The 19,599-nt window shown below is 37.1% G+C and carries 23 protein-coding genes; 10 read left to right on the top strand and 13 right to left on the bottom strand.

The annotated features are described in order from the left end of the window. Positions 1 to 51: 51 nt before the first annotated feature. Genes JHD79_RS09420 through JHD79_RS09410 form a run of 3 tightly spaced genes read left to right on the top strand, consistent with a single transcriptional unit; the run spans position 52 to position 1,016 of the window. On the top strand, positions 52 to 591 hold the full coding sequence (locus tag JHD79_RS09420) for a DUF4369 domain-containing protein (protein WP_199118980.1): 540 nt from the start codon (positions 52 to 54) through the stop codon (positions 589 to 591). Beyond that, on the top strand, positions 494 to 883 hold the full coding sequence (locus JHD79_RS23155; RefSeq protein ID WP_370583315.1) for a peroxiredoxin family protein: 390 nt from the start codon (positions 494 to 496) through the stop codon (positions 881 to 883). Before JHD79_RS09420 ends, JHD79_RS23155 begins: the two co-directional genes overlap by 98 nt. Beyond that, positions 843 to 1,016: a peroxiredoxin gene (locus JHD79_RS09410; RefSeq protein WP_199118978.1), complete on the top strand. Its 174-nt coding sequence runs from the start codon at positions 843 to 845 to the stop codon at positions 1,014 to 1,016. Before JHD79_RS23155 ends, JHD79_RS09410 begins: the two co-directional genes overlap by 41 nt. Before the next feature lie 90 nt (positions 1,017 to 1,106). On the opposite strand, the gene asnS is transcribed toward JHD79_RS09410, so the two are convergent. Then, complete coding sequence (asnS, locus tag JHD79_RS09405) at positions 1,107 to 2,543, bottom strand: asparagine--tRNA ligase (protein ID WP_199118977.1); 1,437 nt, start codon at positions 2,541 to 2,543, stop codon at positions 1,107 to 1,109. A gap of 139 nt (positions 2,544 to 2,682) precedes the next feature. Here asnS and JHD79_RS23150 point away from each other — a divergent pair, with 139 nt between their 5' ends. Beyond that, the gene (locus tag JHD79_RS23150; protein ID WP_199118976.1) at positions 2,683 to 4,023 is read left to right on the top strand and encodes an ATP-binding protein; all 1,341 of its coding nucleotides are present in this window, start codon (positions 2,683 to 2,685) and stop codon (positions 4,021 to 4,023) included. Here the strand turns inward: JHD79_RS23150 and JHD79_RS09395 are convergent. The 10 genes from JHD79_RS09395 to JHD79_RS09350 form a co-directional block, all read right to left on the bottom strand. Continuing rightward, positions 4,018 to 5,214 carry a GAF domain-containing sensor histidine kinase gene (locus JHD79_RS09395; RefSeq protein WP_199118975.1) on the bottom strand — a complete coding sequence of 399 codons (1,197 nt, stop codon included), beginning with the start codon at positions 5,212 to 5,214 and terminating at the stop codon, positions 4,018 to 4,020. The genes JHD79_RS23150 and JHD79_RS09395 overlap by 6 nt on opposite strands. Positions 5,215 to 5,974: 760 nt before the next feature. Further along, positions 5,975 to 6,460 (bottom strand): PH domain-containing protein, encoded by a 486-nt coding sequence (locus JHD79_RS09390; protein WP_199118974.1) that lies wholly within the window; start codon positions 6,458 to 6,460, stop codon positions 5,975 to 5,977. A 241-nt stretch (positions 6,461 to 6,701) separates the two neighbouring features. Continuing rightward, a complete protein-coding gene (gene sucC, locus JHD79_RS09385; RefSeq protein WP_199118973.1) occupies positions 6,702 to 7,892 on the bottom strand; it encodes an ADP-forming succinate--CoA ligase subunit beta in 1,191 nt (396 codons plus the stop codon). 298 nt (positions 7,893 to 8,190) lie between these two features. Then, positions 8,191 to 8,940 (bottom strand): ferritin-like domain-containing protein, encoded by a 750-nt coding sequence (locus JHD79_RS09380; RefSeq protein WP_199118972.1) that lies wholly within the window; start codon positions 8,938 to 8,940, stop codon positions 8,191 to 8,193. A 31-nt stretch (positions 8,941 to 8,971) separates the two neighbouring features. Then, the gene (locus tag JHD79_RS09375; RefSeq protein ID WP_199118971.1) at positions 8,972 to 9,253 is read right to left on the bottom strand and encodes a hypothetical protein; all 282 of its coding nucleotides are present in this window, start codon (positions 9,251 to 9,253) and stop codon (positions 8,972 to 8,974) included. Between the two features lie 36 nt (positions 9,254 to 9,289). Next, a complete protein-coding gene (locus JHD79_RS09370) occupies positions 9,290 to 10,939 on the bottom strand; it encodes a DUF4173 domain-containing protein (RefSeq protein WP_199118970.1) in 1,650 nt (549 codons plus the stop codon). Next, a complete protein-coding gene (locus JHD79_RS09365) occupies positions 10,936 to 11,262 on the bottom strand; it encodes a hypothetical protein (protein ID WP_199118969.1) in 327 nt (108 codons plus the stop codon). The genes JHD79_RS09370 and JHD79_RS09365 overlap by 4 nt, the downstream gene beginning before the upstream one ends. Positions 11,263 to 11,309: 47 nt before the next feature. Beyond that, positions 11,310 to 11,621: a hypothetical protein gene (locus JHD79_RS09360; RefSeq protein WP_199118968.1), complete on the bottom strand. Its 312-nt coding sequence runs from the start codon at positions 11,619 to 11,621 to the stop codon at positions 11,310 to 11,312. 61 nt (positions 11,622 to 11,682) lie between these two features. After that, complete coding sequence (locus tag JHD79_RS09355) at positions 11,683 to 11,979, bottom strand: transcriptional regulator (protein ID WP_199118967.1); 297 nt, start codon at positions 11,977 to 11,979, stop codon at positions 11,683 to 11,685. 73 nt (positions 11,980 to 12,052) lie between these two features. Continuing rightward, positions 12,053 to 12,682: a hypothetical protein gene (locus JHD79_RS09350; RefSeq protein WP_199118966.1), complete on the bottom strand. Its 630-nt coding sequence runs from the start codon at positions 12,680 to 12,682 to the stop codon at positions 12,053 to 12,055. 101 nt (positions 12,683 to 12,783) lie between these two features. On the opposite strand from JHD79_RS09350, the gene JHD79_RS09345 reads away from it, so the two are divergent. The 5 genes from JHD79_RS09345 to JHD79_RS09325 all read left to right on the top strand — a co-directional run bounded on the left by JHD79_RS09345 (position 12,784) and on the right by JHD79_RS09325 (position 16,631). Further along, complete coding sequence (locus tag JHD79_RS09345) at positions 12,784 to 13,434, top strand: ABC transporter ATP-binding protein (RefSeq protein ID WP_199118965.1); 651 nt, start codon at positions 12,784 to 12,786, stop codon at positions 13,432 to 13,434. Between the two features lie 38 nt (positions 13,435 to 13,472). Continuing rightward, a complete protein-coding gene (locus JHD79_RS09340) occupies positions 13,473 to 13,952 on the top strand; it encodes a hypothetical protein (protein ID WP_199118964.1) in 480 nt (159 codons plus the stop codon). Between the two features lie 32 nt (positions 13,953 to 13,984). Continuing rightward, entirely contained in the window at positions 13,985 to 14,590 is a 606-nt protein-coding gene (locus JHD79_RS09335; protein ID WP_199118963.1) for a haloacid dehalogenase, read from the top strand. A gap of 39 nt (positions 14,591 to 14,629) precedes the next feature. Continuing rightward, positions 14,630 to 16,216: a S41 family peptidase gene (locus JHD79_RS09330; protein WP_199118962.1), complete on the top strand. Its 1,587-nt coding sequence runs from the start codon at positions 14,630 to 14,632 to the stop codon at positions 16,214 to 16,216. A 148-nt stretch (positions 16,217 to 16,364) separates the two neighbouring features. Continuing rightward, positions 16,365 to 16,631, top strand: a complete 267-nt coding sequence (locus JHD79_RS09325; RefSeq protein WP_199118961.1) for a hypothetical protein — start codon at positions 16,365 to 16,367, stop codon at positions 16,629 to 16,631. 40 nt (positions 16,632 to 16,671) lie between these two features. On the opposite strand, the gene JHD79_RS09320 is transcribed toward JHD79_RS09325, so the two are convergent. Beyond that, the gene (locus JHD79_RS09320) at positions 16,672 to 17,613 is read right to left on the bottom strand and encodes a M28 family peptidase (protein WP_199118960.1); all 942 of its coding nucleotides are present in this window, start codon (positions 17,611 to 17,613) and stop codon (positions 16,672 to 16,674) included. Between the two features lie 128 nt (positions 17,614 to 17,741). Between JHD79_RS09320 and JHD79_RS09315 the strand changes: the two genes are divergently transcribed. Further along, on the top strand, positions 17,742 to 18,725 hold the full coding sequence (locus tag JHD79_RS09315) for an aldo/keto reductase (protein ID WP_199118959.1): 984 nt from the start codon (positions 17,742 to 17,744) through the stop codon (positions 18,723 to 18,725). A gap of 44 nt (positions 18,726 to 18,769) precedes the next feature. Here the strand turns inward: JHD79_RS09315 and JHD79_RS09310 are convergent, their stop codons facing one another. Next, positions 18,770 to 19,555 (bottom strand): PhzF family phenazine biosynthesis protein, encoded by a 786-nt coding sequence (locus JHD79_RS09310; protein ID WP_199118958.1) that lies wholly within the window; start codon positions 19,553 to 19,555, stop codon positions 18,770 to 18,772. Positions 19,556 to 19,599 lie beyond the last annotated feature (44 nt).

Genomic DNA, 19,599 nt, shown 5'->3' with positions numbered 1-19,599 from the left:
TTGTATATCCAGATGGTAGCCGTCAAATTACTGATTCTGCGGTAGTCAATAATGGACAGTTTAGTTTTTAAGGGAGCAATCAAATATCCAGTAATAGCTAGAATGTTCTTACATAAAAACCCTTATGTTGTTAAGTTGGCCAAAGGCGAAAAAATGGATTATTTGATTTTCTATTTGGAGCCTGTAAAAATGAAGATGGAAGCTGTAGATTCGCTAAAGAATATTTCAATAAAAGGATCTTCTGCCAATATTGCATACGCTGATTTAAAAGCCATGTTAAAAAACAACAATGAAAAATCAGCATCTTTAAAGAAAGAATACGATGTGTTGCCCGAGGAAAAACAGAAAGACTCATTAGTCCTCGTCAGTTTTATTGTAAGGGAAGAACAACTTGCTAAGGAATCTTATCAAGTGCATTTAGCCTTTGCGAAAAAGTATATCAATTCTTATTATTGGTTTAATAAGTTTAGCCCATGTTGCCGCACAGCCAGAAATGGTGAAAGAAGCTGGGAAATTGTATGCTGTAGTGCCAGAAAACTTAAAAAACAGTTCCATTGGCAAAGGTATTCCCCCGTTTTTAGCGGCTACTAAAAATACCCAGGTAGGAGCAATGGCATTAGATTTTGAGCAAAATACTCCAGAGGGAAAACTTGTTAAATTGTCTAGTTTTAGGGGCAAGTACGTTTTTATTGATTTTTGGGCGAGTTGGTGTGGACCTTGTGGGGAAGAAAATCCCAATTTGGTGCAGGCTTATGATAAATATAAAAATAAAGGTTTTGAAATTCTTGGAGTTTCACTAGACCAGCCTGGACAGCAAACAAGGTGGATAGAGGCCATTAAAGATGACAAACTTACTTTCGGATCTAAAAGGATGGGAGAATGAAGTGGCCAAATCTTATGGTATTAGGGGTATTCCTGCAAGTTTTTTAATAGATCCTTCTGGTAAAATCATTGCTAAAGATTTAAGAGGCAAAGAATTGACGAGAAAACTAGAGGAAATTTTCTCTACGGAATAAGAACTTTATGCAGTAAAAAGCAAAAGCCCCGAATTTTTCGGGGCTTTTGTTAAGGTCTTTATTACTTACTTGTTCGTCCTTATTGCAAAATTAAAACTCTGCACTTTTAGGGAAACGAGGGAAGGCGATTACATCACGGATGTTGGTCATTCCGGTAACAAAAAGCACTAACCGTTCGAAACCCAAGCCAAAGCCAGCATGTGGTGCAGAACCAAAACGGCGGGTATCTAAGTACCACCATAATTCCTCTTGTGGTACGTTCATTTCATCCATGCGTTGTTTTAGTACATCTAAGCGTTCCTCACGCTGCGAGCCACCTATCATCTCGCCAATACCAGGAAACAAGATATCCATAGCTGCAACAGTTTTGCCATCGTCATTCAATCGCATGTAGAACGATTTGATATCTTTAGGATAATCGGTTAAAATAACTGGTTTTTTGAAGTGCTTCTCTACCAAGTAGCGCTCATGTTCCGACTGTAGATCTGCACCCCAACCATCAATCAAGTATTTGAACTGTTTCTTTTGGTTAGGCTTCGAGGCCCTTAAGATGTCGATGGCTTCTGTGTAGGTTAAGCGTTGAAACTCGTTGGTCAAACAGAAATCTAACTTCTCTAAAAGAGAAAATTCGCTACGCTCATTTTGGGGCTTTTGTTTCTCTTCCTCGGCTAGTCTGTTGTTTAAAAAGTCCAGTTCTTCCTTACAGTTTTCCTTGGCATAGCTGATCACGTACTTCATCATGTCTTCGGCCAATTGCATATTGTTCTCCAAATCGGCAAAAGCGACCTCTGGTTCGATCATCCAAAATTCGGCCAAATGTCGGGTGGTATTTGAGTTTTCTGCCCTGAAAGTAGGTCCGAAAGTGTAGATCTGGCCAAAAGCCATAGCGGCCAATTCGCCTTCTAACTGACCAGAAACGGTTAAGTTAGTTGCACGACCGAAGAAATCTTCCTTAAAGTCAACTTGTCCATCTTCGGTTCGAGGGGTATGGTCAAAATCTAAAGTAGTTACCTTGAACATTTCGCCGGCACCTTCTGCATCGCTGGCCGTAATCACCGGCGTATGCATGTAAACAAAGCCACGTTCGTTATAAAACTGATGGATAGCAAATGCTAAGGCATGACGCACTTTGAAAACAGCATTAAAAGTATTGGTTCTAAAACGTAGGTGGGCAATTTCCCTCAAAAATTCTAAACTATGTTTTTTAGGCTGTAAAGGAAATTTTTCAGGGTCGCTATCACCCAAAATCTGCACTTCAATGGCTTTTATTTCAACTGTCTGGCCTTTACCCAAGGATTCTATAAGGATGCCCTTTACAGAAATGGCTGCTCCAGTAGTAATTCTTTTCAACAAATGCTCTGGCGTATTATTAAAATCAACCACTACTTGGATATTGCCCATGCAAGATCCATCATTTAATGCTACAAATTGATTATTACGGAAGGTTCTTACCCATCCCATAACCAATACTTCGGTGTTAAATGCCGTCGATTTTAATAAATCCTTAATTTGTTGTCTCTTTATCATGATTGTTGTTATGTAAAAGCCGCAAAAATAACGATTTAATAAATAAATATAGCTATAATGGTATAAAATTATCTGTACTATCTATGCTTTAATTTAGATGAAATAAGTATGTTTGTTCATTATTATCCGGAATTATTTTGTGGCAAAATTAAGTAAGTGGTTAAGTGGTAATTTTATTATTGGCAATCCGCAAAAATTTTCATTAGAAGAAAGAATTTTTAATACTTTTTGTGTCATTGCTATTGTAGCACTGTTTTTAGAGATCCCCTTTAATTATTATATAGGATTAAAAACCGTGGCCTTGATTTGTGTTTTTGGTACAGCTTTCTCTGCTATGCTTTATTATTTGTCAAGATATAAGAGAAAAACCACACTTGCCATCTACGCATTGGGAATTGTGGCCAACCTGACCTTCCTTCTTAATTATTTTTATAATTCGGGAATTTTTGGCCCTAATCTGGTGTTGTTTTGCCTAGTGTTGCTCATTACCGTGGTGGTGGTTCCCAAAGAGCAATTTAAAATCTGGATTCCCTTTAACCTGGTTATTGTGTTTGGTGTTTTGACCTTTGAGCACCTTTATCCCAATGTCATTCCAAATGCCTACACGAGTAGCCTGTCTAAAACAATAGATTTTGCCGTAACTTATTTTGTAGCTGCGCTGCTGATTTATTTTACCATCAGTTTTATCAGGCGTAATTATGACCATGAGCGAAAGATTGTGTTCCAAAAAAATATGGAGATACAGGAACAGAGCTTTAAGATCTTGGAGCAAAATAGGGAGCTGGAAAAGCTAAACTCGGAGAAAGCCAAGTTATTTTCTATTGTAGCGCATGATATTAGATCGCCATTAAGTTCTATTCTTGGTTATTTGGAAGTGTTGGCAGAAACAGATATGACAGAGCAGGAAAATAAACAGATTAAACATCGGTTGCTCCAAGTGACCAAAGATACGTCTGAAATGTTGGCAAATGTGCTGGCCTGGTCTAAGTCGCAGTTGGATGGGGCCAGGGTTGATCTGGTGCCTGTCAATGTGAAAGGAGAGCTGATGAAAGGTCTGAGTCTGGAAACAAATATTGCCCTAAAAAAGAAAATTGATATCCAGATAGATGCTGAAGATGAACTGCTGATAGAGGCCGATTTGAATATGTTCCAAATTGTAATTCGAAACTTGGTGAACAATGCCATTAAGTTTACGCCAGAAGGTGGGAAAGTATGGATTTATACAGAAAAAAATATGGAGACCTGTTTTATTAAAGTTAAAGATAATGGGTTAGGTATTACTAAGATAGAGCAAGATAGCCTTTTTAAACTTAGGGCTTTGTCTACATTTGGCACCAATAATGAAAAAGGAGTTGGCTTGGGGCTCCTGCTGTGCAAAGAATTTGTAGAACTACAAGGGGGTAGGATATGGTACGAGGCAAATGAGGCTATGGGAAGTACATTTGTGGTTTCTTTCAATTTGAACAAGAAGAATTTATAAGGGCAGAGCAATGAAAAAAGAGCAGCCTTTATTCTTGCCATAACTTTTTGCCCACACTTTTCCCTTGTGCATTTCCACTAGTATTTTTACAATAGAAAGCCCAAGGCCATTAGAATACTCTCTTCCGGTAGGAATAGCGCTAAGTTTGGCAAACTTTACAAATAGTTTAGGTATTTCATCCTCCCTTAATCCCTGGCCTTCATCTTTTACTTCTATGACCACTTGATTATCGATTATTTTTGCTGCGATATACACCCTGGATGATGGGTTTGAATATTTGAGTGCATTTGATAGCAGGTTGGTAATGGCTTCTTGTAACCTTTGTTTGTCTATCCATATCAATCGTTGGATTTGACAATCGATATGGATTTTTTGCTTCTTTTCAAGTGCGATAAATTCAAAATTGGTTTTAACAGTATGGAGTAGTTCCGATAAATCGCTTTCTTCTAAACTTAACCTAAATTCTTCATTTTCTAATTGAGACAGGTCTAAAAGATGGTTCAGGCTGTTGAGCACGTTATTGGCAGAGTTTTTAATTCGATCGGCAAATTTATGCACTATATCTGGTTGGTTGGCCTTTTTTTTGAGTAGTTCGGCGGTAACGGAAATAGCTGTATTTGGATTTTTTAGGTCATGTACCACTCTGTTCATGAAATCAATTTGTGTTCTTAATGCCTTTCTGGTAGTGATCCTGAGCTCTAATTCATCAATAACAATAGAAGAAAGAATTTCCAGCATCCTTAGTTCCTTTGGGTCAATTTCTCTGGGTACGGTATCTAAAATGCATACGCTTCCCAGTTGGTACCCTTCTATGGTTTTTAAAGGTGCTCCAGCATAGAATCTTACACCATTTGGCATTTTTACAAAGGGATTTTCTGCCAGTTCTGGTACGAGTTTGAGGTCATTATAGTAGGTAATCTCCTTATTGAGTATGGTTTTTGTGCAAAAGCTATCTGCTCTATTGATTTCTGAAGCTGTTAGGGGACTAATATTGCTCTTAAAAAAAGTTCTGTCCTCATCTACAAATGTGACTTGTGCGATAGGTGTGTTGAAAATTTTTGAAGCCAAGTGAGCTATTTTGTCGAATGAGTTTTCAGGAGGGGTGTCTAAAATTTCATATGAATTTAGTTTTTTTATCCTTTCTCGTTCATTTTCAGGTTTGATGATATTTGATAAGTCATTTTTGTTCATGTAAGAGGCGGTCTGAGTGCGGTTCAAATATAAGATTATAAATCATGTGTTTTATGTTTATGTTTTTGAAGTGTTTTTGATATATTTTTTTGTTATTTTATATTTTATTTGGTTTTTTAATGTTTATTTATTGATTTTTTGTTTTTTTTAAGTTTTTTGTGTTTAATTTTTTAAGTTTTTATTTTTTTTAAGTTTTTTGTGTTGTTATTTTGTTGTTTTTTATGTTTTTTGTAGAATTTATGTTTTTAAATGTAAATTTTTAATAAAAAATATATAAAAAATGTTTTTTATTAAAAAAATATGTCTTATATTTGTTGTGTTCATACAAAAAAGTACATTTATATTTGGTTTGATTAAAGCTCTGGTTGGATGGCCAGAGCTTTTTCATGAAAAATGACTTGAAAAAATTTTAAACTAAACCTAAACAACCTATAGAAAGCCAGTCAGTTTTGATTGGCTTTTGTTATTCAGGGCCTTAGGTTATTTCGACTATATTTTATAGTAGACAATACATCTCTTGTTGTTATTACCGTAAAAATTTGAAGTCGGCAAGTATCAGTTTCCTTTTTGGTCGTTCAAAAAGGGCGAAGTATTTCTTGAGAACCGCTGAAAAAATAAACAAAACGAAAAAATGGACTGCCACTGCCCAGCATGAGGTTGGGAAATCAGGCGTGTGTGATCTAAAAGGCTATTTTTTACCCAATAAAGATAGAAAATATATCTAAAATCAGGTTAAATACATATGCTGTGAGAGTGCTTTTTATGGGATAAGATTTTCTACAAATTTTTCTGGCTCATCAGGTGTTAAAATAATGTTCTTATTGTTACTTGTTTTGATTAAGACGGTTTTGTTCCTTCGTGTAGCATACCAGGTCATATTTCCATATGCCGAACTGTTAAATTTTCCATAATAGCCGAATAATCCACCCACCCCGAATGTTCTGATGGTCCAGCCAAGCTTTTCTTTGTTCAGTAGTTCAACACTTTCAATATGATTTCGGTCTATTTTTATATCTGTAAAAAGTCGGTGTACAATAAGTTGGTCTGCTGAAACCTTATAGTTGATCGGTCTAAATGCAAATGCAATGAAATAGATTAAGAGTAGTGAAATATTCGTGTAAACCGGGGTGGTGTGTGTTGTATTTTTGATTATCGAATACTGACCTATAATAATCGAGGCGAATAATATGGTGACACCTATCGTTACTCCTTTAGCCGTGCTATCTAATGAGGTATTGTAGGTCATACTTGAGGTTTTAAGATTTTGTATACAGAATAAAACTACGCAAATCTTTCTGATTATGATCGGCTGTCGGTGGTTTTGTCCATCTCACTACAACCTATGTGCCGCTTTTTCATCTAGATCGCAGCAAATGGCCACAAAATTGGTGTCCTAAAATAGATTTCTTGTGTGTGCCTCTAAACGACTAAAAACACGAAAAGCCAGCTTTTTAAAAGCTGGCTTTCCTATACCTTAAAATGATGACTTAAGCTAGTACTTCAGTTACTAGATCTGCCGCTTCTTTTAACTGAATGGCAGAGTAAACTTTCAAACCAGAATTGTCTATTAATTTCTTAGCTTCTTCAGCATTGGTTCCTTGTAAACGAACAATAATTGGTACTCTGATGTCGCCAATTTCTTGATAAGCATCAATTACACCTTGAGCAACCCTGTCGCAACGTACAATACCGCCAAAAATGTTGATTAAGATAGCTTTAACGTTAGGGTCTTTTAAAATGATATTGAAACCAGCCTTAACTGTAGTAGCGTTAGCGGTACCGCCTACGTCTAAGAAGTTGGCAGGCTCACCACCAGCAAGCTTAATGATATCCATGGTGGCCATGGCTAAACCAGCACCATTAACCATGCAGCCAACGTTACCATCTAACTTTACGTAGTTTAGGTTGCTTTCGCTAGCCTCAACATCAGTTGGGTCTTCTTCCAGTTTATCACGCATTGCGGCATAATCAGGGTGACGGTATAATGCATTCTCGTCTAAATCAACCTTCGCATCAACCGCAATAATTTTATCATCGCTAGTTTTTAATACGGGGTTAATCTCGAACATTGCAGAGTCGGTTTGGTCGTAAGCTTTGTATAGAGCAGAAACAAACTTCACCATTTCTTTATGTGCAGCACCACTTAAACCTAAGTTAAAAGCAATTTTGCGAGCTTGGAAAGCTTGTAAGCCAACTTTGGGGTCAATTTCTTCTTTAAAAATCAAGTGTGGGGTGTGTTCTGCCACTTCCTCAATATCCATACCACCTTCGGTACTGTACATGATGATATTACGGCCAGTAGCACGATCTAGAAGTACACTCACATAGAATTCCTTAGTTTCCGATGGACCTGGGTAATAAACATCTTGGGCAACCAAAATTTTGTTTACCTTTTTACCCTCAGCACCAGTTTGTGGTGTAACCAACTGCATTCCCAAAATATCGGTAGCTCTTTGCTTTACTTCATCCAGATTTTTGGCCAACTTCACACCGCCGCCTTTTCCTCTACCACCAGCGTGGATTTGTGCCTTAATCACAACCCAGTCAGAGTTAAAGTCAGTTTTCATTTTTTTAGCGGCCTCAACAGCTTGGTCAACCGTATCAGCAACAATGCCTTCTTGTATAGCAACGCCAAAACTCTTTAGAATTTGTTTACCTTGATATTCGTGGATATTCATTTGATTAAAAATTTGCCCAAATCTACAATTTCAAATGCTTTATGCCAATAGAAAAATAGATTTAAATGTAAAGAAATCGTAAGGTTAACTTCTTCTTAAGGTTAAATGGACGAATTGTTAAATTGTTGATCCCCTTAATCCTATTTGTTTTTATGTTTTTTGAAAACTCAAGGAAGTGATTCTTGGCAGTGCAAGTCCCGCTTTTGCTTCTCCCGATGAAAAATCGGGATTCACACAATCGGGTTTATTTAACAATGGACACTACATTAGTTTATCAATTTGATAAACATCATATAAGTTAAGATTGGCAAAGCTTGCTGGCAGTACCTGAAACTGAAGGATCTTTTAATTTTTCGATCGTTTTCTCAAATTTCAAACTCATTTTTTTCCAATACTTCTGGAAATTCACCCCGCCCGCTTTAAAGAGTTTTTGGTGTGCCTGCCAAACCACTAAGGCCGTGGCGAAATAAAAAGCGTGGTAATATTTATAGGTGAGATATTTCATTAATTTGTTTTTCTGGTTGAAAATGGTATGCAGACGTTCAATTTGAAAAGAGATATGGGGGGCTTCATCTATTAAAATATCGGTGCATATCTGTTTTAGGAGCTTACAATTGGTGGCATCTTTTAAGCATTGATAAAATATTTGCGCTGCACTTTCCACGGTAATTACGGCTATGGTCCAAAACTCCATATCGGTATAAAGTCCCCGAAATTTTCTGAATAAGCTATCTCCCCAGTTTTTCTTAATTCGTTCCTCCCCAATTAAATCAAGATAGTTCCCAAGATTGTTTCCGTGTTTTTGTTCTTCCTTGATAAATAGCTTTATCGCCTCAACATAATGTTCATCGTGCAGTTTTTTTGAAAACTTTGTAGCCGCTTTAATTAAATTCGAACCTTCAGAAGTCTCTCCAAGTTGCCAAGCTTGTAAAGACCTTAGGATGCTTTTTCTTTCCGTTGGGTTCAGTTCGGGTTTAATCTCCCAATTTATGCGTTTTTGCTTTAGGTTAAGTGAAAAATAGTTCACCCAGTATTTAGAATTATGCATATAGTTAGTTTTAAATTATGGGCAGTCTTAATTAAATAAGCCGTAAATAGAATAGGGCAATAGGTATATTTAAAAGCATCAATATTATAGTTTGTACATATTCAGGAAATCTATCCCGATTTATGAATGCACCGACTATTACAGCCAACGGTATAATAAGGTTGGCTGGAATGACGGCCATGAGGTAGTAAAGTCCTAAGATGGCAAAAATTCCATTTTGGGTGAGGCTGTATGCCAAGAATAAGATTGTGCCAAGAGCAAAAGAGCCAATGGTTAACATCCTGCCCATTTTTATTTCGGTAAGGTCTTTCATTTGTGCTGTCTAAAATTTAAGAGGTGAGCGGATCGGTTAAAGTTTACTTTTTAGGGATTGCACAGCCTCCCACTCCAGATAGCTAAAAGATAGCCATGGAACATTTTCTTTCCTTTCTAAAAACCAAGAAATTCTATGGTCGAGTCTCTGGTTAAAACCATCTTTGGCCTTCTTTAGCAACAATGCCTCAAGTTCGGCATTGCTTATTTTTTTTGTGGCTAAAGTGGTGTTGGGTTCAGGCACTACAGCATGTTTGTCTATTATTTCATGTTTTGCAGTTTGCATTACATGTTGTTCAAGCTCAGTGCGATTTTGCGCTAATAGCGGAAGCGTTTTATCAGAAAAACCCATCAAATGGTCTACATCAACTCCAATTTTATCTAATTGGTTGATGTTGTAGCTTACAATGAGTACGTCCCAATTCACAAAACTTAACAAGATTAAAAGCACATACCATATTTTTGAATTTACACGATAGAGGTAAAAAGCAGTTTTGTGTTTGGCCACTTTCAGATATACCGTAACGAGCCCAATTAAGCTAAGTGTAGCAAATACCAACACACCAATACGTTTGTAGGTAAGGCCATGGTTAAAAATGTAATCGTAATCTCTGTGGAATACCGAAGCAACCAAAAATATATTTTGTGCCATCCATATATAGGCCAACAGCTTAATCCATTTGTTTTTTCGATAGAAATTAAGGTTGCCGCTGAAAAAGAAAATAATGATGAGCATAGCAATAACGATACTGAAAATCAAGGTGTAAGTGCCATCATGCAGTTCTGCCGAAAAGTTTTTATTGGTTTCAATGGTTTTGTTGAGCCATAGTGTAGCTACATCTATACCGTTTAGCAATAATAACAGCAGGTTTAAAGCGGCAAATGAAATCACACCAATGATGTTTTCCGTTTTCAAAGCCATTTTTCGTTTGATTAAACCACCCGCCAATAGTGTACGGAATTCGTAACCAAAAGAAGGCCTTTTTAAATCTCTACGTTTACGCTTTAGCTGATCTTCGTTGCCAAGTTCTATCTCGGTTAGGGATTTACTTTTGATACCTACAATAATCCCGGCAGTAACCGTACATCCAAACAGGATGAATAGCAATTTTTCAATACTGATATCAATAAAAAAGAAACTGAATATGCTCGTAAATAAATCTCTGATGCTATTGGCGATAGTGTTGATGTATTTTGCAAAAATGGGGTTGGCAATGCTGTATAGGAAACAGAAAATGGTTCCCATTACAAATGGCAATAAAATATACTTTACTGGTCTAATCACAGGCCTTATATTTACTTTCCCCAGCTTGGTATGCTGTAGTTTTTTGATGATGCCATAAGGACCACTGATGGCTTGTAGTATGCCAAGTATGAGTGCTGTTTCTGTAGATTTTAGCAGCTCGAAATGGGCGTTTCCCAAATATATCAGCATCGTGATGAACCAAGTGACAATGGCCAGAGTTGAATTGTCGTAGATCAGATAGAAAGCAATGGCCAGATGTCCTATGGCGGTAATCAGTTTGTTGTTATGGTAGGGGATGTCTCGGTCTGTAAAAGTGACAATCATCACCAATACGGAGAATACGGCGAAGTTGCAGCCGATGGTCTCGTTCCAAAATAGAAGATTGAAGATCAATCCACCAACTGCCATGAGGATCAGCCGATAATCAATTTGTTGTTTCATAATTTTATATGGTTTAAATCGGATATTTGGACAGATAGCCACACAAAAAAGAGGGCTATTGGAATGTTGCTGAGCATGAGAACTGCTGCCAGAAGAATTTTTCTCCAGGCAGCACGGTGGTTAATCAGATGGAGCGATAAGATGAATAAAATCAGTCCATTGGCAAAAATAGCCAGGCCAATAAAGAAAGCACCTAAAATCATGACTTCGCCAACACCACTTATGGCAAATAGTAAGAAAATGCTAGTGCCAATAAACAATGATATTCTGGCGCATTGTTTTGCCACAGTAACAATTAGCAGTTCATCATTAATATCTTTCATTTTATTAAAGTGCTTTGTATTTCAAAGTTTAAATTCAAAAAAAAACCTTAGCTCCCGGTTATTGGAAAGCCAAAAATGCCAACGGCAAGTTCCGCCCATATTAGAAATAATAGGATAAGCATGGCGATGGAAATACCAATTCTCCACTTGATTGATTTTACTTTTCGGCTTATAAATGCTATCGACAAGCTGGTACTAAGAAGAAGGGTACCCATTACCAGAAAATCAAAGCCATTCCAATTTACTTCATTGGAGAATTGCATGGCCACTAAGGGTATCGCTAATAGGAAGGCTATGATAGCAAAAGTGTTAGGTGATTTTTGTTTTCTGGTATTGACCAACATTGTTTCTGTTTTCATGATTTGTTGTTTAAAATTAATATAAAGTACTTTGTATTTCAAAGTTTAAATGCAAAAAAAATTAAATGCCTTTTATCATTTTTTCCAGGGCATCTAAGTGCTGCTTGAAAGCTTGTTTTCCTAATTCGGTAATATGATAGGTGGTGTTGGTCTTGCGGCCAATAAATGCTTTGTGAATTTTTATGTATGCCGCCTGTTCAAGTGTGTTTAAATGGGAGGCAAGGTTGCCATCTGTCAATTCCAATAACTGTTTAAGCTCATTGAAGCTCATGCTGTCGTTAACAATAAGCACAGACATTACCCCCAGCCTGATCCTGCTGTCAAATATCTTATTTAGTGAACCTATTGGGTTTTTCATTTGTTAACTTTAGTTTTATTGTTGTTTTTTAGTTTTTTGGAAGAACTACGTATCACTTACAACTTAAAACGTATTACTTTTTCTCGTATTTAAAGTACATGATGGTACCATATAATATATGTAGCAGGCCAAAACCTATGGCCCAGAAATATAGCCCATAACCGATGTTAAAAAGAGCAATTATGCCTAACACAATTTCGCATAGGCCAAGGAACCTAATGTCTGAATAAGTATACTTGCTGGCGTTAATCAGTGCAAGGCCATAAAATATCAAGGAAGTAGGTGCTATAAGGCCACCTGAATTTTCGTGGTTGAGTAAGAGGGCAATAATAAAAATGCCTCCGCTAAACAAAGGAATAAACAGATTGATCAATAAATTTCTGCTGGTCTTGTCCCAAAGGGGAAGTTTCCGCTTTCTGCCTTGGCGATAGGTGAACAATAAACCTCCACCTATGGCAACTACCAGTACCAGCAATCCGATTTTTAGCAATTGAAATTCAATATCCATTTCCGGATCGATACCATAGCCGTATCCTCCCTTGAAGTACCTGTTCAATTCTTCATGTGCAAAGTAAGCACCTATCAGAGCTGTTACTCCAGCAAAAATACCCGAAAGACCACTTAAGGATATAAACCTAGAAGATCGGTCCATCATATTTCTGATGTCTTTCAATGCATTTAAATGTTCTTGCTGATTGTTCATTTTTAAAGTGCTTTGTATTTCAAAGTTATTAAAGAATTAGCGACTTCCAAATTTTTTTTGGGATTATTCAAAACAATTTAACAATTACGTAACTTTGCGGCATGCTAACTGCTAAAGGAATTAAAAAAGCTTATGGAAACCTTCCCATTTTAAAGGGCGTAGATTTTGAAGTGGGCGAAGCTGAAATTGTTAGCATTATAGGTGCTTCGGGAGCGGGAAAAAGTACTTTGCTGCATATCTTGGGCTCCTTGGACAAAGCTGATGAAGGGAGTGTAAGCTTGAAAGGAGTGGAGCTTGGCAAGCTTTCTGGCGAACTGTTAAGCGTGTTCAGAAATCAGCATATTGGTTTTGTTTTTCAGTTTCATCATCTTCTTCCAGAATTCTCTGCAATTGAAAATATTTGTATTCCGGCCTTTATTGCTAAAAAAAGCAAAAAAGAAGCGGAAAAAAGAGCTTTTGAACTACTTGATCTGTTCGGTTTAAGAGATAGGGCACACCACAAACCTAACCAACTTTCAGGAGGAGAGCAACAACGCATTTCTGTAGCAAGAGCTTTGATCAATAAGCCTGCTGTTGTATTGGCCGACGAGCCGTCGGGTAATCTCGATTCGGCCAATGCCCTTGCCCTGCATCAATTGTTTATCGACTTAAGGGACAACTTTAAGCAAACCTTTGTCATCGTAACCCACAATAACGAACTGGCACAGATTAGTAATAGGGTAGTTACCATGAAAGATGGGTTAATAGGTTAGGTTTGTCTGTTTAACTATTAAAAATCATTTATATTATATTGAAAATTCTAATTACCGGGGGTAAATCGTCAATAGCATTAAAATTAAGTAGGGCGGTTGAAGGCAATGAACTTCTGATGGCCGATTATGGCGAAATGCCCCTGATCAAGAGCAAATTGTATTCTTTTGTTGGGCTTGGAGATCTAAATGGGGAAGTTATTGCCCATAATTTATTAACTACTTGCCTAGATCAGAACATATCTTTGCTTTTGCCTCTATATAAATTCGAAATAATCGCCCTTGCGAAGGCCAAGGTACTATTTGAAGAATTTGCGGTACGTTTATTGCTTCCAACAATAACAGACGATTTTTTGACCAATGGAATATCTAGACAAAATTGGATGGTATTTGACCGAGGTGAAACTATTTTTTATACTTTGGCAGACCAAGAATTGATGGCTAAAGGAAAAATGCTTTACTGGAGTGGGGCCTATTACTTTGATCCTGAGACGAAGGTATTGGAGCCAATGGTCATTTAATCTACCGTTTTGTACCTTAATTTAATTATTCTATGTCATTTGATAAATACCTAGAAAACAAAAAAATAATCATTTTTACCCTAGACGATGTTTTGTATCCCAAGAAGGATTATCTATTGCAGGTCTACTATCTTTTTGCAGAATTTATGGCCTATTCAGAACAGATTGATGCCAAAAAGATCATTGAATTTATGAGCAATGAATATGAAGAGCATGGTGCAGATGGAATATATGCCAGGACAGCGAAGCAATTTGGAATAGCTGAAAAATATGAGCGAAACTTTAACCTCTTACATGAGAATGCTAGGTTGCCATTGAAGCTATTGCTCTATAAGGAATTGTTATCCCTCATGCAGGAAATAGTAGTCGATAGAAAGCAATTGCTCCTTTTGTTGGAAGGAAACCCGGCAGAAGAACTGAATAAAATAAAACAGATAGAATGGAATGGTTTAGAACAATACCTGAAAGTTCATTTTGTGGTAGAATACGGTAACTCGTCAAAAAGTTTCATTGAAGAACTGATAGAAGAGCAAGGTGTTGATTTAAAGGACATCACAATGGTTACTGCTCCAAACCAAATTAAAGAAAAAAGCGTAAATTTAGGTATAGATTGTTTTCCTGTAACAGAAATATTGTGAAAAAAAAATCGTTAATTAGTACGCTTATTAATTTATAAAATGAATAAAAGATATTTTTTAATATTCTCCATAATGTCAGTTTTGGCCATTGGAGCTTGTAAAAAGAGCAAGGTAGACCCTGTTACCACTCCTCCAGTAGTTACGCCACCAACTACAGGTACGGCCACTAGACAACAACTATCTTTAGATTCGATTTTTCTTTATGCCAAGGAAATCTATTATTGGAATGATAAATTGCCAACATATGATGCCTTTAACCCTAGGCAATATAGTGGATTGTCTACAGATAAGGCAAATTATGATAAGGAACTGCTGGAAATTACAAAATATTCTAGCCCTTATGAATGGACCACTGGTGCTACGTCACCTAAATACTCTTATATTTTTGATAAGACCAATAAAAACCCTACAGCCTCGATAAATGAAGTTTCTTCGGTAGATTTAGAAGGAAATGGTAATGATCTTGGCATCAGGTTTGGATTATATGGATCTACTTCTGACTATATTGTCTATGTAACAGCTGTTTATCAGAATTCTCCTGCCGAAAAATCTGGGTTTGTAAGAGGAGACGTGATCAAGAAAATTAATGGCGTAAGTTATGGTACAGACTATAACTCGGAAGTAGGAGCATTGAATACAGCCCTATCTGGTACCACAGTTACGTTAGAGGGGATTAAAGCTGGGGGAACTGCATTTAATCTTACCTTAACTAAAGCAGTCTTTAAGAGTAGTCCGATCTATAAGTCTAAGGTGATTACTGCAGGGACAAAGAAAGTTGGTTATGTAGCTTATGCCAGGTTTTCAAATGCCGATAATTCTGTAAATGAACTGAATACGATATTTGATGGGTTTTCGACCAGTGGAGTAACTGATTTGGTAGTTGACTTAAGGTACAATGGAGGAGGTTATGTAAGTACCGCCGAGCATCTGATCAATCTTATTGCCCCTTCAACAGCAAGCGGGGTGATGTTTAGCGAATATTACAACGCCACCATGCAAGCTGGAAATGCCAAAATATTGGCTAATCAGCCTTTGCTTGATGCCAATGGAAAAATCAGGTATTCAAATGGAACAATGTTGACCTATGCCAATGTTAATTATTCGGTAGCCTCAAATACAGTAAATTTTGCAAAAAAAGGTGCGCTTGCGAATGTGAGCAATATCGTTTTTATTGTATCTGGTAATACTGCATCTGCAAGTGAATTGGTAATTAACAGCTTAAAACCGCACATGAATGTTAAATTAGTGGGCAAGACAACGTATGGTAAACCGATAGGCTTTTTCCCTGTTACTATTGAGAATAGGTATGATGTATATTTCTCACTTTTTGAAACTAAAAATTCTTTAGGCCAAGGTGGCTACTATTCAGGCATGGTACCTGATTATGATTTGTTTGAGGTTCCTTCTGGAACGATCATGTACGATTTTGGTAATGTAAATGATGTCTATCTTAAAAAAGCTTTAGATGTATTGGCACCTGGCACTACCGTTACAAATGATAAAACGGTAATGGCTGCAAAACAGACTTCATCGAACACGGTTTCTTCTTCTAATATGATCAATGCAGATTTTGTAGGTCGTGAGTTTAAGGGAATGATAGAAAACCGTTTTAAATTAAAGAACTAAAAAAATCAATGCATTTATGTAAAAAGACTGCATTAGCAGTCTTTTTTTATGATTAAATTTTTACAGTAAACTGTCTAAAAATTAAGATACAATATTGGCATTCTTATAAAAAAATGGTAAGCTTGTTCAAACAAAAAATATAATACTTATGATTGGGGAATTAATTGAAAAGGAAGAAATAAACGTACACGAATTTTTGCCTGCAGATGTGCAATTGTCTGAAGAGATGTTATCCAAGCTTTCATCTGCGCAAAGGTTGGGCAACGAGTTTAAATCTAAAGCATACATCGCATTTAATACCAGGCAAGGTGTTAAAAAGGTAAGTACAACCGTATGGTCGGTCACCGAGAAATATCTACAGTTAAAGAATAATGTGCATGTACCTATAAAGTCAATTGTTGACATAGATTTCTAAAACAAAAAATCCCAACTTTTTAAAGTTGGGATTTTTGTTTCTACTGTTTTTTCATTTGCAGGTTTTCTCTGAATATAGCTTGTATATCGCGCTGCTTATCTATATTGATAATCACTTCCTGTATTACCGCCACGGCATTGGTATAAAATGTTTGGTTAATGTTTTTAAACTCATCTGTAGCTTTGTGGTAATCTTTATGATCTTCTACACCAAAATATAAGAAAGGAATGTTTTTAGCGTTAAAAGCGCCCTGGTCACTTTGGTTAGTCCAGTCATCATGGCCTAATTTAGGATCGTCATGACCCAGCAAAAGTTTGATGTTTGGGTTGGTGGTCGTAAGATATCCCTTTAGTTGAGGATACTTAAATGTACCACAGGCATAGAGCTCGCCTTTATCATTATGGCTGATCATGTCCATATTGATGTTTAACTTTATTTTATCTAAGGCTACCGGCGGATTGGCCACAAACGACTTGGCTCCCTGAAGACCCATTTCTTCGGCATCAAAAAGCGCAAAAATGAGTGTGTTATTTGGTTGGTGTTCGTTAAAGTACTTAGCAAAACTCAATAAAGCAGCCACGCCAGAAGCGTTGTCGTCTGCGCCATTGTATATTTCATTGTTAATGATACCAATGTGGTCGTAATGTGCGGAAATTACAATGACGTCATCAGATTTTCCCTTTACATAAGATAACAGATTAACACCCTTGGTCACACTGTTTCGACCTTTGATCTCGAAATTCTGCTCGTATGCATGGAGAGATGGAAGCGGTTTAATGCCCATTTCTTTTAGTCTCTTTATCAGATAAGCTCTTGCCAATTCCCCTCCTCTGGTACCCGATTTTCTTCCCTCGTACTCATCAGATGACAAAACTTCAACATCTTTTAATAATTGGTTGCTGCTCATGGTCGTTGATTTTTCTTTGACTGAACCGCAACCTAATTGTAATGCCAATGGGATGATAAATAATAATCGTTTCATTTCTATAAATATTGAAATTTAAAGGTATGAATATTCAGTTAAAAAGGTTTTCTTTTTGTAAAATCTTGAATATTGATCATGACTTTTATGGATTCCTTTCTAAATTGCTACTGAAAAATATATGAAGTATGGAATATAGAAAATTAGGAAAATCAGGTTTACAGGTGAGTGCGCTTTCATTTGGAAGCTGGCTTACTTTTGGGAACCAGATCAGCGATAAAGTGGCCGATGAGCTTATGGGCTTGGCCTATGATGCCGGGGTTAATTTTTTCGATAATGCCGAAGGTTATGCCGAGGGAAAATCGGAAATTGTAATGGGCAATATTATTAAAAACCAAAAGTGGGAAAGGGAATCGTTTGTAGTGTCGAGCAAGGTATTTTTTGGTACGGAGAACAAAGGCCCAAATAGGGTAGGCTTGTCACGTAAGCATGTGATCGAAGCTTGCAATTCCGCTTTAAAACGCCTACAGGTAGATTACTTGGATTTGTACTTCTGTCATCGGCCTGATAAAAGTACGCCTATAGAAGAAACAGTTTGGGCAATGAATACTTTGTTACAACAGGGCAAGATTTTGTATTGGGGTACCTCAGAGTGGAGCGCTTCAGAAATTATGGAAGCTATCGTAGTAGCTAAACAATATAACCTGATAGGTCCTACAATGGAGCAGCCACAATACAACCTTTTTGAGCGCAACAAACTGGAAAATGAATATCTCCATTTGTTTAAGGAATATGGATTGGGTACCACCATTTGGTCGCCATTGGCTTCGGGTATCCTCTCGGGAAAATATACCAATAGCGGGGTAGAAGGAACTCGATTGGGAATGAAGGGTTTAGAGTGGCTTAAAGATAGGACGCTAGCAGCAGATAGGATGGAAAAGGCATCGGCATTACAGGTGTTGGCAAATGAGTTGGGTATTCCTTTGGCCAAATTATCTATCGCCTGGTGCTTAAAAAATCCTAATGTTAGTACGGTTATTTTGGGAGCATCAAAAACTGTTCAACTTCAGGAAAATTTAAAAGTTTTGGAAGTCTTGCCTTTGTTAACGGACAAAGTAATAGAGGATATAGAAAATATAGTAGGTACCAAGCCTAAGCTAGCAGATTTTTAAATCTTTATTATATTGGCGGGCATCATCTTACGCTCGCCAATATTTTAAATATAGATACTGCCTTTTAGGTAGGTGATAGCTTTTCCCTTCATTAAAACACGATCTGCTTTTAGTTCGCACCAAAGCTCACCCCTTCTTTCCGAAATTTGATAAGCATGTAGTTCATTTTTGCCTAATTTTTCTGCCCAGTAGGGTATAAGGTTGCAGTGGGCCGAGCCTGTAACGGGATCTTCGTTTATGCCTGCTGCAGGAATAAAAAATCGGGAAACGAAATCGCTATGATCGCCTTTGGCAGTTACAATAACTCCATCTTTATCTATCTTAGCTAAGGCAGAGAAGTCTGGCTTAAGCTCATGTATGTCTGTCTCATGTTCGTATACCAACATAATATCTCTGGCCCTTAGTACTTCAATTGGTTTTTTATCACCAATGGCAGTGAGGAGTTCGTCTGGAACCTGCGATTTAACGGCAGGTCTGGAGGGAAAGTCCAAAACATATAAATCTCCTTCGCGTTTAACTGTTAAGGTGCCGGCTTTTAAGGTATGGAAATGGATTTCATCTTTTCCATAGCTCAGTTCGGTAAATAAAATATGGGCAGTGGCCAACGTGGCGTGACCACATAGGTCTATCTCAAATGTGGGGGTAAACCAACGTAGTTCAAAATTTTCGCCTTGGGGAATGAAAAAAGCAGTTTCCGATACGTTATTTTCAGCTGCGATTTTTTGCATTTCATTATTGGAGAGCCATTCGGACAATGGAACAACTGCTGCTGGATTGCCTCCAAATAGCTTATCGGTAAAAGCGTCGGCCTGATAGATGGAAAGTTTCATGTAAATAGGTTTATAACAAATTTACATATCGTATTTGTGATTTG

Source organism: Pedobacter sp. ASV28, from assembly GCF_016428855.1.
GTDB lineage: Bacteria > Bacteroidota > Bacteroidia > Sphingobacteriales > Sphingobacteriaceae > Pedobacter.
The sequence above is the reverse complement of the archived record's forward strand: the minus strand, read 5'-3'. Positions and strand labels throughout refer to the sequence as shown.